At 64.9% G+C, this 14,501-nt stretch carries 11 protein-coding genes and 1 pseudogene; 9 read left to right on the plus strand and 3 right to left on the minus strand.

Translation table 11 applies throughout. The annotated features are described in order from the left end of the window. The 3 genes from C7440_RS15940 (at position 1) to C7440_RS15950 (ending at position 1,552) form a co-directional block, all read left to right on the plus strand. Positions 1-381, plus strand: coding sequence for a DUF4870 family protein (locus tag C7440_RS15940; RefSeq protein ID WP_017523705.1), 381 nt, complete (start codon positions 1-3; stop codon positions 379-381). A 123-nt stretch (positions 382-504) separates the two neighbouring features. Next, positions 505-1,035 carry a hypothetical protein gene (locus C7440_RS15945; RefSeq protein ID WP_116519221.1) on the plus strand — a complete coding sequence of 177 codons (531 nt, stop codon included), beginning with the start codon at positions 505-507 and terminating at the stop codon, positions 1,033-1,035. Between the two features lie 79 nt (positions 1,036-1,114). After that, entirely contained in the window at positions 1,115-1,552 is a 438-nt protein-coding gene (locus tag C7440_RS15950) for a nucleoside deaminase (protein ID WP_017523703.1), read from the plus strand. A gap of 180 nt (positions 1,553-1,732) precedes the next feature. Here the strand turns inward: C7440_RS15950 and C7440_RS15955 are convergent. Further along, positions 1,733-2,531: pseudogene (locus tag C7440_RS15955) on the minus strand (NYN domain-containing protein); the annotation flags it as partial. Between the two features lie 156 nt (positions 2,532-2,687). Between C7440_RS15955 and C7440_RS15960 the strand changes: the two are divergent. Beyond that, a complete protein-coding gene (locus C7440_RS15960; RefSeq protein ID WP_116519222.1) occupies positions 2,688-4,628 on the plus strand; it encodes a cytochrome c/FTR1 family iron permease in 1,941 nt (646 codons plus the stop codon). Between the two features lie 39 nt (positions 4,629-4,667). Here C7440_RS15960 and codB read toward each other — a convergent pair whose 3' ends face one another. Both codB and C7440_RS15970 read right to left on the minus strand, forming a co-directional pair. Then, entirely contained in the window at positions 4,668-5,876 is a 1,209-nt protein-coding gene (codB, locus tag C7440_RS15965) for a cytosine permease (protein ID WP_017523700.1), read from the minus strand. Beyond that, complete coding sequence (locus C7440_RS15970) at positions 5,869-7,080, minus strand: MFS transporter (RefSeq protein ID WP_116519223.1); 1,212 nt, start codon at positions 7,078-7,080, stop codon at positions 5,869-5,871. The genes codB and C7440_RS15970 overlap by 8 nt, the downstream gene beginning before the upstream one ends. Before the next feature lie 99 nt (positions 7,081-7,179). Here C7440_RS15970 and C7440_RS15975 point away from each other — a divergent pair, with 99 nt between their 5' ends. The 5 genes from C7440_RS15975 to rlmD all read left to right on the plus strand — a co-directional run bounded on the left by C7440_RS15975 (position 7,180) and on the right by rlmD (position 14,320). Beyond that, the gene (locus C7440_RS15975) at positions 7,180-8,304 is read left to right on the plus strand and encodes an AI-2E family transporter (RefSeq protein ID WP_017523698.1); all 1,125 of its coding nucleotides are present in this window, start codon (positions 7,180-7,182) and stop codon (positions 8,302-8,304) included. A gap of 387 nt (positions 8,305-8,691) precedes the next feature. Further along, on the plus strand, positions 8,692-10,995 hold the full coding sequence (locus tag C7440_RS15980; protein ID WP_017523697.1) for a TonB-dependent receptor: 2,304 nt from the start codon (positions 8,692-8,694) through the stop codon (positions 10,993-10,995). Positions 10,996-11,104: 109 nt separating this feature from the next. Then, positions 11,105-11,785, plus strand: coding sequence for a Fe2+-dependent dioxygenase (locus C7440_RS15985; protein WP_026067789.1), 681 nt, complete (start codon positions 11,105-11,107; stop codon positions 11,783-11,785). Next, a complete protein-coding gene (locus tag C7440_RS15990) occupies positions 11,782-12,900 on the plus strand; it encodes an alpha-hydroxy acid oxidase (protein ID WP_040548591.1) in 1,119 nt (372 codons plus the stop codon). The genes C7440_RS15985 and C7440_RS15990 overlap by 4 nt, the downstream gene beginning before the upstream one ends. An 85-nt stretch (positions 12,901-12,985) precedes the next feature. Beyond that, the gene (gene rlmD / locus C7440_RS15995; RefSeq protein ID WP_116519224.1) at positions 12,986-14,320 is read left to right on the plus strand and encodes a 23S rRNA (uracil(1939)-C(5))-methyltransferase RlmD; all 1,335 of its coding nucleotides are present in this window, start codon (positions 12,986-12,988) and stop codon (positions 14,318-14,320) included. Positions 14,321-14,501 lie beyond the last annotated feature (181 nt).

The following is a 14,501-nucleotide window of genomic DNA, read 5'->3' on the forward strand; positions in this document are numbered from 1 at the left end:
ATGAACGACAACGACACACAGCTTGCGCAGGCCGCCGACTCCAGCCAGGGCGGCCCCGGCAAGGACTCGCTCAAGACAGTGGCCATGGTGGTCTACGCGCTCGAGGCCGTGGGCTATTTCGTCGGCATCACTGCCGTGGTGGGTGTCATCATCGCCCACATAAAAATCGGCGAAGCGCGCGGCACCTGGCTCGAATCGCATTTCCGCTGGCAGATCCGCACCTTCTGGTATTCATTGTTGTGGGGCATCGTGGGCGTCGTGCTGCTGGCCGTCATGATCGGCTATCTCGTCCTGCTGGGCGTGCTGGTCTGGAGCATCTATCGCGTTGCCAAGGGCTGGCTGCGGTTGATCGACGGCAAGGCCATGTATACGGCGACCTGACGCGCCGGACATTGCCCGTCGCCGGGCCGGGCTCCCTGGCACCGTTTCCGCCCTGGGGGCGGCGGCTCGGGTCACCGGCACGGCAATTGCTGCCTGTGCGCGTCTCCCCCTTCGGAGGTGCCCATGAGCTGGCAGGCATTGTTTGGCGAGCGCGCCACCACCAAGATCGCGGCCATCTACGACACGCGCGACGCGGCTTCCGGCGCCGCGGACGTACTAAGCAGCAAGGCGGGGCTGGCGCCCTCGCAGTGGATGCTGGTGGCGCCGCACGAGCAGGGCTTTGCGCGCAAGCTCGAGCCCGAGACGCAGGGCATTGCGCGCACAGGCATACGGGCGCACCTCATCCTGGGCGCCCTCGGTCTGCTGGCCGGCGTCGCGTTGTGGGTCCTGCTGTACGGCCTGGCCATTCCCTTCATCGTGTCTTCGCCTTGGGCCAGCGCCGCCGTGATCATCAGTTTTGCTACCATAGCGGGCATGATGACAGGTGGCCTCGTCATGGCGCGCCCCGACCACCAGATCGTCATTCTCAAGGTCAGGCAAGCGGCCGAGCAGGGCAGGTGGTCGCTGGTGCTGCATCCGCGCAATCCCAGGCAGTGCGACGCATTGATGAAGGAATTGTCGGAAGCGGGCACCGAGGTCGTGCGCACCGTCTAGGCGGCGCAGGCTTGCGCAATACTGTTCTTGGGCAGGTCGAATCAACACCAGGGCGCGGCTCAATCACCAGGAACGCGCAATGGATGCCTTTCTTCAAGCCGCCATCGATGAAGCCCGCCAGGGCCTTGCCGAAGGCGGCATCCCCATCGGTTCGGTCATCGTCCATCAGGGCCGCATCATCGGACGCGGGCATAATCGCCGCGTGCAGCAGGGCAGCGCCATCCTGCATGGCGAGATGGACGCCTTTGAAAATGCGGGCCGCCAGCCGGCCAGCGTCTATCGCGAGTCGGTGCTGTACACCACTTTGTCGCCTTGCCCGATGTGCACGGGAGCCATTCTGCTTTATGGCATTCCCAAGGTGATCGTGGGCGAAAACCAGACGTTCATGGGCGACGAAGCCCTGTTGCGCGAACGCGGGGTGCAGGTCGAGGTGCTGCAAGACGCCGATTGCATCGCCATGATGCGCGGCTTCATACGCGACAAGCCAGAACTCTGGAACGAGGACATCGGCGTCTAGGGCCGGTATTTCCGTCCTGCAGCCGGGCACGGCCGCGGCAGCCCTAAGAAATGCCCTCGGCTTTGGCCGGCTTCTTGCGCGCTGTTTTACGCGCAGGCGGCGATGGCTGGGCGGCGTCGGCGCTCTTGGGCGCCTTGGCGCTTTTGCGGGGCTTGTTCGCGGGCTTGGCCGGGGCGGGCGGCCTGGAAACATAGGCGCCCGATTTTTCGTCGCGCCCTACGTCGAGCAGGCCCTGGGCCTGCGCTTCGTCGAGCACGCTGCCAAAGGCCTTGAACCCGTAGTACGACTCGTTGAAGTCGGGCCTGCGCCGCTTGATGGCCTGCTTAAGGGTCGAGGCCCAGATCTTGTCGCTGTCGCCGCGCTCTGAAAGCAGTGCCTCGAAGGTGTCGACCACGATGGCGATGGCCTGGTCGCGCCGGCTTTGCTGCTTGTCTTCGGACGATTGCGGGGTCTTGGCTACTGCTTCAGGCGCTACGCCGGCGGGCTTGCGGGCCGAGCGGGTCTGGCGTACCAGGTCGTCGTAGAAGATGAATTCGTCGCAGTTGGCTATGAGCAGGTCGGAGGTCGACTGCTTGACCCCCACGCCTATGACCTGCTTGGCGTTCTCGCGCAGCTTGGACACCAGGGGCGAGAAGTCGGAGTCGCCGCTGATGATGACGAAGGTGTCGACGTGGGCCTTGGTATAACAGAGGTCAAGGGCGTCGACCACCAGGCGGATGTCGGCCGAGTTCTTGCCCGACTGGCGCACGTGCGGAATTTCGATGAGCTCGAAGCTGGCTTCGTGCATGGCCGACTTGAAGCTTTTATAGCGCTCCCAGTCGCAGTAGGCCTTCTTGACGACGATGTTGCCCTTGAGCAGCAGCCGCTCGAGCACCAGCTGTATGTCGAACTTTTCATACTGGGCGTCGCGCACGCCCAGGGCCACGTTTTCGAAATCACAGAAAAGCGCCAGGCTGGCGCTGTCGTTTTGGTGGGCCATGCGGTTGCTCCGGCGTGGATGTGCGAATTGCAGCCATGATACCGTTTTCAGTGTACTGTCGGGCAGGGCGGCCGCCGTTCAGCCTGCCGTTAGTTGGTTCGCGTATAGTAATGGCGGGAATAAGTCTCGTTTACGCAATAAATTTCACGGAGCATCATGATTCTGGCCGGGTTTGGGGTAAAGGCGGTACGCGTTCTTGCGTGCCTGATGATGGTTTTTGCCGGCGCATCGGCATATGCGCAATCCGGCGGGCAGGGCGCCGACGCACGCCAGTTGTGGCAGTTGCTCGACTATGTCGCGGTCGATTACAGCGGTGCCGTGCAGGGTGGCGAAGTCATCAGCGAAGGCGAGTATTCCGAAATGCTCGAGTTCACCCAGACGGCGGCGGCGCGCCTGCAGGCTTTGCCCCCCACCGAGTCCAAGGATGAGATCGCCTCTCTGGTGCAAAACCTGGGGCAGGCGGTGCGGGACAAGGCCGACGCGGCTCAAGTGGCCGAAATCGCCCACCAGGCCAATGCCTTGCTGCTCAAGGCCTATCCCATGCCCGTGGCGCCCGATCATGTTCCCGACCTGCAGGTGGGTGCGCGCTTGTATGCGACGCACTGCGCTTCCTGCCACGGCGTGGGCGGCGATGCGGACGGCATTGCCGCGGCGGGGCTCGACCCGGCCCCCATCGCCTTCACCGATGCCGATCGCGCGGCGTCGCGCAGCGTGCTGGCGCTGTATCAGGTCATCTCCCAGGGCGTCGAGGGTACGTCCATGGCCTCCTTCGCCGCGCTTTCCGACGACGAGCGCTGGGCCTTGGCGTTTTTTGCGGGCGGCATGGCCTATGACGACGCCATGCGCGAGCGGGGCCGCGACATCTGGAACAACGACCCCAAGGCCAAGGCGCTGTATCAAGATCTGGCCGCCGTCGCCACGACGAGCCAGGCCGAGGCCGCACGCACGCTCGATGCCGATGCGGCCCGCGACCTGACCGCCTTCCTGCGTGCCGAGCCTGCCGTGGTCGCCGCCGCGGAGCAGTCGGGTGTTTCTCTGGCCCGGCAGCGCCTGGCCGAAAGTCTCGCGGCCTTGCGCGCGGGCGAACATGCCGCGGCGTCGTCGCTGGCCCTTTCGGCCTATCTCGACGGATTCGAGCCGATCGAACCCATGCTCCGCGCGCGCAATGCCAGCCTGCTGACTGAAGTAGAAGACGCCATGCTGGCCTATCGGTCGGCCGTCGGAAGCCGCGATGTCGCCGCCGCCGAGCAGGTGGCGGGCCGCCTGGATGGCCTGTTCGCCCGCGTGGACGGCGAGATGGGCCAGTCTCAGGCGGCGCCGCTTACCACCTTCCTGGGCGCGCTGACGATATTGCTGCGCGAAGGCCTGGAAGCCCTTCTCATCGTCATCGGCATCATCGCTTTCCTGAAGAAGGCCGAGCGCCCCGACGCCCTGAAGGCAGTGCATGCCGGCTGGGTGCTGGCTTTGGTGGCGGGCGCTCTCACCTGGGTGGCGGCCACCTACCTCGTTACCATCAGCGGGGCCAGCCGAGAACTGACCGAGGGCCTGGGTTCGTTGCTGGCAGCCGTGGTGTTGCTGGGCGTCGGGCTGTGGATGCACCAGAAAAGCGCGGCCGGCCGCTGGCAGGAATACCTGCACCGGAAGGTGTCGGGCGCGATGAGCCACCGCTCGGCCTGGGGCCTGTTCGCCCTGGCCTTCATCGCGGTGTACCGCGAAGTGTTCGAAACCGTGCTGTTCTACTCGGCCCTGGCCACCGACGGCAACGGCGGCGCCTTGCTGGCGGGCTTTGCCGTTGCGGTTGCGCTGCTGGCCATCGTCGCCTGGATATTGCTGCGCACCAGCGCCCGCATGCCGATAGGCAAGTTTTTCTCGCTGACCTCCATCCTGGTTGCCCTGCTGGCCATCGTGCTTGCGGGCAAGGGGGTGTCGGCCCTGCAGGAGGCCGGCTGGATAGACGTTCTGCCCGTGGCCGCGCCGCGCATCGAGATACTGGGCGTGTATCCCACCCTGCAGACGCTGGCTGCGCAGGCCATCGTGCTGGCCATCATCGTGGTGTGCTTCGCCCTTCAGCGGCGCAAGGGGGCGGGCAGGGCATGACAGCGCAAGGCGCCGGACGGCGGCCTGGAACGACGATGCTCAGCGGCGCAGGCGCGTCAGCAGGGGGTAGGAAAGCAGGGCGCCCAGCACGGCATTGACGGGCACGATGCCGGGCAGCCAGCGGCCGCAGGCAAGGCCCACCGCCACGGCCGCGATGGCCGCGGGGTTGAGCGCCACGACGTCCGTGGCCGGATAGTGCCGGTAGCGCCCGCGGTTTACCAGGTAGTCGGCAATGATCACGCCGCCTATGGGCGGAATGGCGGCCGACAAAAAGCTTAGCCAGCCCACGAAGTGGTGGTACAGCCACATGGCCGCAAGGGTGCCGGCAAGGCCGTTGAACACCGCCAGCACCCGGCTCGACAGGCCCGTGATGTTTGCAAAGCCCAGGCCCGAGGCATACAGCGCATTGTCGTTGGTGGTCCAGATGTTCAGGCCCAGCACCACGATGGCGGGCCAGATCAGGCCCTGCATCATCATCACGTCGCTGATGTCGGCCTGGCCCGTTGCGGCGGCGCCGGCCGCGCCGAAGATGAACATCAGCGAATTGCCGGCGAAAAAGGCCACCAGGCACACCACCACGGCCATCATGGCGCTGCGGCCGAACCGGACGAAATCGGCGGTAAGCGTGCCGGCGCTGATGAACGACCCCACCACCAGGGCGATGGCGGCCTCCAGCGGCATGGGGTCGCTTGCGACGCCGGCGCGCAATGCGTCCAGCCCTCCGGCCTGTTCAACGGCCAGCCACACCGAATAGCTTCCCAGCAGCGCGATGGCGGGTACGGCGACCACGGACAGCGCGGTCAGCCCCGCGATGCCGAAGTACACGGTAAGGGTCATGAGAATGCCCGAGATTGCAATGAGCAAGTGGGTGTCCCAGCCCGTGGCCTTGGCCACCGGAATGGCGAACATGGCCACGCCCACGCCGAACCAGCCCACTTGTGTGCCGCCCAGCAGCAGCGAGGGCAGCCACGAACCTTTGACGCCGAATGAATAATGGGCAAGCAAATGGGTGGACAGGCCGGTGCGCGCGCCGATGTATCCGAGCGCGGCCGTGTAGATGCCCAATATGAGATTGCCCGCCACGACGGCCTGGAAGAATTCGTCGAACGAGAGCCCCGCGCCAAGTGTTCCTCCGGCCCACATGCTGGCCGAGAAGAAGGTCAGGCCCAGCATGACGGCGCTAAGCGCCAGCGTGTTTCGGCGTGCCGAAGCCGGCACGGGGCGCCGGCTGAAGTTGGCGTCATCCATGCGGGCGCTCCTGGGCCTTGCGATGGCGCTTTATGGAGCGTGCCAGCCATAGGCCCAGGAGCGGAAGCGCCGCCACGCTGGGCAGGAAGGCCAGGCGGGTGCCCAGGCTTTCGAGCAAGAGGGCGATGATGCTGACGCCTATGGACTGGCCCAGGAACAGGCTGCAGGCAAATAAGGATACGGCGGTGCCGCGCGCCAGGGGAGCCATTTGCGTGGCGTTGGCCTGCAGGGTGTTGTGGATGAGGTAAAAGCCGAAGCCGGCGATCGCGCAGGCGGGCATCGCCCATCCCCATGAGGGCGCGAAGGCCAGGAGGCCGTACGCGGCGGCCATCAGGATGCTGCCGCATACCACCATGCTCTGTTCCCCCAGCCGTGTCACGATGCGGCGGGCAAACAGGGTGTAGCCCAGGCCGCCCAGGCCGTACAGCACCACTACGCCTCCGGCCATGCTCAGCGACAGGCCGAAATGCTTGTACAGGTGCACCGGGATGAAGACGAAGGCGCCATAGGCGAAGCAGCCCTCTATCAGGGCCGCAATCAGTATGCGGCGGGCCCAGGGGGTGCGCAGCACCAGCATTAGCTGGGCGGCATAGCTTTTGTTTTCCTTGCGGCTTGCCGCACTGGGCGCGGGAGGCAGGTCGCGCACCATGAGCGCCGTGGCCGCGCCGAACAGCAGGACCAGCAGCACAAAGGCGGCGCGCCAGCCCAGCGTGTCGGCAAACACGCCGCCCGCCCATTGGCCGGCGATCATGCCCAAAATGGTGGCCGGCAGGAACTTGGCCAGCTCTTGCTGCCTGCGCGTGTAGGGTACCGAGTCGCCGATATAGGCCATGCTAAGGGGAATGATGCCGCCCGCCGTGGCGCCCGCCAGAAAGCGCAGCCCGATCAGCACCGAGAGGTCGGGCGAGAAGACCAGGGCCAGGTTCAGAACGGCCGAAACCGCCACGGCCAGGCAAATTACACGTTGTTTGCCGTAGCGATCGCCCAAGGGCCCGTAGACCAGTTGGAAGACGCCATAGGCAATGGCGAACATCGAGACCGCCCCGGCTGCGGCGCCGATATCCGCGCCGAAGTAATGGGCCAGTTCGGGTAGCAGCGTGTCGCAAAGCCGCATGCTGGCCATGCTTGCAAACCCTGCGCAGGCGACCAGCCAGAAGTAGCGTCTATAGGAGGCGGATGCGGTTTGGTCTTGAGGATCGGACACCGCCGGATCTCCTGTATTCGCGGACAAGGCGTAGTGTATCGCTATATGTCCGGCCGGTTTTTGGTTTAACCTTACGGCAATCCTAACGCCTCCCTCATCATGCAACCCATCCTGCCCGCCTATCTCATCACACGCTGGCTGCTCGTGCTCGTCATTCTTGCCGGGCTTTATTTTCTTCGTGGTTTCCTGGTTCCCGTCCTGGCCGCCCTGATCATATGCCTGGCCAGCTGGCCCCTGTACCAGCGCCTGCTGCGCCGCTGCGGAGGGCGCGACGCGCTTGCCGCCAGCCTGGCCCTGGGCATAGTCATCCTGGTCCTCATCATTCCGCTGTCCTTGGCGCTGAGCTTTGCCGTGCAAGAGGCCAGCAGCTTCATACGCTGGGCGCTGGCGGCCAACCGCGACGGCGTGCCCGTGCCGCTCTGGCTGCTCGAACTGCCCCTGGCGGGTGAATGGCTCGCCCGTCACTGGGTCACCTACCTGGGCGAGCCTCATGCGCTGGGCGAGCTGGTCGAGATGGTCAGCGGCGAGCATCTGGGCAACATCTACCGCATGCTTCTGTCGGCCACCGGCGACGTCTTCCGCCTTCTGCTCACCGTCATCTTCATGCTCATCGTGCTGTTTTTCGTCTACAAGGACGGCGCGCGCATCCGCACCCAGCTCGACGTCGTTGGCGAGCGTGTGCTGCCCGGCCGCTGGCAGCGCTTCTCGCGCATGGTGCCGGCCACCATCAACTCCACCGTGACCGGCATGGGGCTGATCGCCTTGGGCGAGGGCGTGGTGCTGGGTGTGGCCTATTGGGTGGCCGGTGTGCCGTCGCCGGTATTGCTCGGCGTGGTCACGGGTTTCATGGCCCTGATCCCGGGCGGCGCGCCGCTGTCCTTTACGCTAGTGTCGCTGTATCTGGTCGGCTCGGGCAATGCCATGGCCGGCCTGGGCCTCTTCCTGTGGGGCACGGTCGAACTGTTCATCGTCGACAAGACCCTGCGTCCCCGCCTGGTGGGCGGTCCGGTCAAGCTGCCTTTCCTGCCCACTTTCTTCGGCCTGGTGGGGGGAGTGCAGACCATGGGCTTCGTGGGCCTGTTCATCGGCCCCGTGCTGATGGCGCTGCTGGTCGCCATCTGGCGCGAATGGACACTCGAAGAGCGCGAGGAAGTTCCCGAACTGGCCGACGCGGGGCAGGAAGCCCCCACGGCCACGCTGCGCGCGGAAGAAGCCGGCCGCTAAGCCGTCAACGAGCGTCTTCCGGGACGCGCCCGTCCGTGGCCTTGATGGTCGCAGACTATACGGCCGGCACCCGACGGGCGTGCAACAGGGGCCTGGCTCATCCACCGTCCGTTCCGAGCGTGGGGCATGCATGCCCTCCGGCGGATTCGTGTCTTGGTTATTTCTGTCCGCGAAATGCAGTGTGCTCTTCGTCGCGTATCTGTGTTGAAGCAGTATTGAATGTCGGTTTTCTGCGACGAAGTAGCCGTTTTTCTTCAAGTGCGCCGGATTTTTGCCTTACAAAGCTGACATTTAGTTGACTATGTTATTAAGAATGATTACTGTTCATGATCGCGGGGCACGCGCCCATGGGGCGTGGATTTTCATATCAATAACAGGAAACCATTCATGGTCAAGAACTCTCAGCACTCTTCCCAACGTTTCAACCTGCTGTATCTGGCCGTATGCGGTGCGCTGGCGGTGCCCGCAACGGCGGCGGCCCAGGACAGCGGGGTATCGCAGCTGGCTCCGGTCCAGGTTCAGGGCACGGCGCCGGCATTCAAGCCCGAGGCCGTGCAGTCGGTCAAGTTCACGGCGCCGCTGGTAGACACGCCGCAAACCATCAATATCGTTCCCTCCGAGGTCCTTCGGCAGCAGAACGCGCAGTCCCTGCAAGAGGTGCTGAGCAATGTGCCGGGCGTTACGTTTTCTTCCGGCGAAGGCGGCGCCGGATGGGGCGACATGATGACGATACGCGGTTTCTCGGCCGAGCAAAGCATCACGGTCGACGGCGTACGCGAAAGCGCCCTCAGCACCCGCACCGACACATTCAACCTCGAGCAGGCCGAAGTCTTCAAGGGCACCGGTTCGATCGAGTCAGGGGTGGCCGCCGTGGGCGGTTCGGTGAACCTGGTTACCAAGACCCCCCGGCTGGACAGCTTCTACAACTTCCATGCCGGCGTGGGCACCGACCATTACCGGCGCACCACGGCCGACCTGAACCACCAGGTGGGCGATACCAGCGCATTCCGCCTGAACGCCATGTGGCACGAGAACGACGTGGCCAAGCGCGGTGGCTCCGACTACGAACGCTGGGGCATTGCGCCATCTTTCAGTTGGGGCCTTGGCACCGATACCCGCATCACCGCCATGTATATGTACCAGAAGGACGACAACACCCCCGACTGGGGCGTGCCGGTCAATCGCAGCGGCCATCGCATGAACGGCATCTCGCGCGAGTACTGGGGCCAGTTCGACAATGTCGATACCGAACAGACCGAGCACAGCAGCGCCACTTTGCGCGTCGAGCACGATTTCAATGCCAAGACCTCTATCCGCAACCAGACGCGCTGGTCCGAAACCAAGCGGTTCACTTTGCTGAACACGGGTGGCCGGATGCTGAACGCGGTCGGCGCGACCGAAGCCGGACAGCTCATTCCCGCACCCGGCAGCAGCAATTATTGGGGCTACGACAGTGCCGGCAACGAGGTCTATCCCACCGGCTACCTGGCCGTGAACCGCCTGCGGGGCAACGTCAATTCCTACAAGGGCAGGATCTTCGCCAACCAGACGGACCTGAACCTGGATTTCCACACCGGCAGCGTGCGCCATCAGATGGTGACCGGGGTGGAGTTCTACGAAGAAAGCTACCGCAAGGATCCTCGCAGCTACAGCGTTCCCAGCTTCATCCCCGACCGACAGGCCCTGGTCATCGACGTCAGGAACCCGATCACCCATTACGACGGGCCGTGGACGACCCTGGATTACACCGACGAAAGCGGCGCCAAGGTCACCAATTGGGGCTTGTACGTCTATGACCAGATTTCGCTGAACGAAAACTGGGAAATCGCAGCCGGCGTGCGCTACGATAAATTCAAGGTCAAATGGTACGACAGCGACGGCAGCCGCCTTGCCGATGAGCAAAGCGACGGTGTATGGAGCGGTCGCCTGGGTGTGGTCTACAAGCCGGTGCGCAACGGCAGCATCTATCTTTCATACAGCCAGGCATCCCAGCCTTCCGCCGCCGCAGCGGCTTCGCGTAGCGGCGGCGGCAGTGCCGACGCCAATTACTCACCTGGCAAGGCGAAGACCTGGGAACTGGGCACCAAATGGGACGTGCTAGAGAACAAGCTGGCGCTTACCGCGGCTGTGTTCCAGGTCGAGCGCAGCAACCCCTCCGATACCGACGAACTGGGCCAACCCACCCAGCGCAGCGGCAAAGAGCGTGTGCGCGGAATCGAACTCGGCGTTGCAGGAAACCTGACGCCCAAGTGGTCGGTATACGGGGGATGGGCCTTGTTGCGCAGCAAGATCCTCGAGGACGAAGCAGACCCCATGCAAGAGGGCGGCAAGATGAAGAACGTGCCCGACATGACTTTCAATCTCTGGAGCAACTACTCGTTCGATCATCAATGGGATGCCGGCGTGGGTGCCCAGTACATTGGCAAGCGCCGCTTCACGGCGGGCAACTACACCTCGGCAAGGGCGCCCGGAGGGCAGCAGCCCAACGACGTCTACATGCCCAGCTACTGGGTGTTCAACGCCGCCGTGGGATACAAGGTGAATAAGAACTTTGCCCTGCGCCTGAACGTCAACAATATTTTCGACAAGTTCTACTTGCAGCGCACTACAAGCAGCTCCGACGGCTTCCAGTTGTATGGCGTGCCCGGTGCGGGCCGCACCGTCATGCTCAGCGCCGACGCAACGTTCTAGTTTTTCGGAACCGAAGTTGTCGATGAAATCGGCCGCGCAACAGCGGCCGGCCCTGAAAAACCGCTATATTTATAGCGGTTTTTCTTTATCTTCTACAAAGGTGGCCTCCATGATGCTTAAGATTCCCGACGTGCTGACGCCCGAGCAGTTGGGCCAGTGCCGTCAGGCGCTCGAGCAGGCCGAGTGGGCCGATGGCCGCGAGACGGCCGGCTATGTGGCGGCCGAAGCCAAAAGCAACAGGCAGTTGCCGCTCGACCATCCGGTTGGGCGGCAGATTGGCGAGCTCATCCTCAATCGCCTCAGCAATAATCCCGCCTTCATCGCGGGGGCCCTTCCGCAGCGTGTGCTGCCGCCGCGCTTCAATCGCTACGAGGGCGGCGGCCAATACGGCGATCACATCGACAATGCCATCTTCGGCGTGCCCGGCTCGCCGCAGCGCGTGCGCAGCGACATTTCGGCGACCCTGTTCTTCAGCGAACCTGGCGAATACGAGGGTGGCGAGCTCATCGTGCAAGACAGCTATGGCGCTCACACTGTCAAGCTGCCGGCCGGGCACATGGTGGTCTACCCCGGTTCCAGCCTGCATCGGGTTGCGCCGGTTACGCGGGGCGTGCGCCTTGCCGCCTTCTTCTGGATACAAAGCCTGGTGCGTGAAGACCACCGCCGCGCCATGTTGCTCGAGCTCGACAATGCGATACAGAGCGTGGCCAGGTCGCAGCCGGGACACGAATCCCTGCCTCGCCTCACGGGGGTGTACCACAACCTCATCCGCGAGTGGTCGGATACATGAACAAACCTTTGCCGCCCCTGGCACAGATTCCGCCGCAGATCGCCGCGGTGGCCGATTACGAGCCCTATGCCCGGCAACGCATGACAGAGGCCGCCTGGGCCTACCTGGATGGCGCGTCGGGCGACGAGCTGACATGCGCCGAGAACCGCGCCGCGTTCGGCCGCATTCGCCTGCGGCAGCGTGTGCTGGCCGACATGCGCCAGGCCCACACCCGGGTCGAGCTGCTGGGTCATGTCTGGCAGCATCCCATCATGCTGGCCCCGGTGGCCTTTCAGAAACTGGCTCATCCCCAGGGCGAGCAGGCCTCTTGCCTGGCCGCCTGCGCAATGGGCGCGGGCATGGTGGTGGGCACGCAGGCCAGTGTATCGCTGGAAGCGCTGGCGGGCGTGGCTGCAAGCGCCAATGCGCCGCTGTGGTTCCAGCTATATATACAGCCCGACCGCGATTTCACCCTGGCGCTTGTCCGGCGCGCCGAACAGGCGGGGTACAAGGCCCTGGTGCTGACGGTCGACGCACCGGTCAACGGCGTGCGCAACCGCGAACAGAGGACGGGTTTTGCCTTGCCCGCCGGCATACAGGCGGTAAACCTGCAGGGCATGAAGCCTGTTGCGGCACATACGGCCCAGGCGGGTGCCAGTCCCTTGTTCGGCGATGGCCTGTTGAACGAGGCGCCTCGCTGGACCGACCTGCGCTGGCTGGTCGACTCCACGAGCCTGCCGGTCGTGGTCAAGGGCATCATGGACCCGGACGACGCCAGGCTTGCCCTGGAACATGGCGCGGCAGGCATCATTGTCTCCAACCATGGCGGCCGTACGCTCGACGGCCTGCCCGCCACCATAGAGGTCTTGCCCGAGGTGGCCAATGCCGTGGGTGATCGGGTCCCCGTGTTGCTCGACGGCGGCATACGTCGGGGCACCGACGTGTTCAAGGCGCTGGCGCTGGGCGCGCGTGCCGTGCTCGTCGGACGCCCCTATGTTCACGGCCTGGCGGCGGCAGGGGCGGCGGGCGTGGTGCATGTGCTGCACATGCTGCGCACCGAACTCGAGATCGCCATGGCGCTGGCGGGCACCCCCACGCTGGCCGACATCGATCGCTCGGCGCTGTGGCAGTCATGAACTTCGCGGCGCAGGCCATGCCCTCGGGGCCGCGAACCCGATCTTCTCGTAGCGGCAGGCCGTCCACGGGCGGGCCTCTGAAGCCATGACCGACGCGGTCGAGCTGGACATCCAGTCCCTGGACGGGCGGGCGCGCGGAGTCGCCCTGCGCGAGGGCAAGCGATTCTTCATCGAAGGCGCGTTGCCGGGCGAGCGGGTACGGGCGGCCATAGAGCGCGACGAGCCTAATTACGCGGTGGGCGGTGTCCGGACCGTGCTGCGGGCGTCTTCCCAGCGGGTCGCGCCGCGCTGTCCGCATTTCGGCGTTTGCGGCGGATGCGTGCTGCAGCACGCCGATGCGGCGGCCCAGATTGCGTTCAAGCAGCGTGAACTGGAAGAGGCGTTGCGGCGCGGCGGCTTGACGCCGGCGTGCATGCTGCCGCCGTTGCATGGGCCCGATTGGGCCTATCGGCACAGGGCGCGCCTGGCCCTGCGCTTCATCCCCGCGCGGGGCGGGGTGCTGTTGGGTTTTCATGAGCGCAAGAGCAGTTTCGTGGCCGACATTCGCGTGTGCCATGTCTTGCCCGCGGCCGTCTCCGATCTGCTCGAGCCCTTGCATGGACTGGTGGCGGGTTTGTCCATTCCGCATAGAATCCCGCAGATCGAGGTCGCGGCGGGGGACGACGGGGCCGTCGTACTGGTGCTGCGCCATCTGCTTCCGCTTGGCGATGACGATCTCGACCAGCTGCGTCTGTTCGCCGCCCGGCACGGCGTAGCGTGGTGGCTGCAACCCGGCGGGCCGGAGACGGCCGCTCCGCTCGATGCGGCGATGGGGGGTGGCGACGGCGCGATGCGGGACGAACTGGTTTACGGCCTGCCGCGCTTCGGCCTGGCCATGCGGTTTCGGCCCACCGATTTCATACAGTCGAATCTTGCCGCCAACCGCGCGCTGGTGTCGCGGGCGCTCGACCTGCTCGAGGCGGGGCCGGACGACCGGGTGCTGGACCTGTTCTGCGGCCTGGGCAATTTCACCTTGCCGCTCGCCACCGAGGCAAAAGAGGTGCTTGGCGTCGAAGGCAGCGCCGGGCTGCTCGAGCGGGCTCGGCGGGCCGCCGCCGACAACGGCCTTCTGGCGCGGACCCGCTTTGCCTGCGTCGATCTGTTCAAGGTCGATGCCGGCTGGCTGCGAGCACAGGGCCGCTTCGACCTGATGCTGCTGGATCCGCCGCGCGAGGGCGCCCGCGCCGTGGCCGAGGCGCTGGCCGCACTTGCCCCGGCAGAAAGGCCCCGCCGTATCGTGTATGTCTCGTGCAACCCCTCTACGCTGGCGCGCGACGCGGCCATCATGGCGCACCGGGGCGGCTACCGCCTGAAGGCCTGTGGCGTGGTCAATATGTTTCCCCATACGGCCCATGTCGAATCGGTCAGCGTGCTGGAGTAGCCGCTTCAGTCTCACCGACTACGGGTTTCAAGGATATAGCCCCGCATTGCATGCAATGAAGGCGCTTCGTTGCAAGCCGGAAACGGGCTTCGCCAAATCGACAACGGTCGATACAGCTTATAAACCTCCATATTTTTCTTATAAGGCCCTTTTTTCATGCGGCTTTTGAAACCTTTTGTCT

The sequence above is a fragment of the Pusillimonas noertemannii genome (assembly GCF_003096595.1).
Taxonomy (GTDB): domain Bacteria; phylum Pseudomonadota; class Gammaproteobacteria; order Burkholderiales; family Burkholderiaceae_B; genus Pusillimonas; species Pusillimonas noertemannii.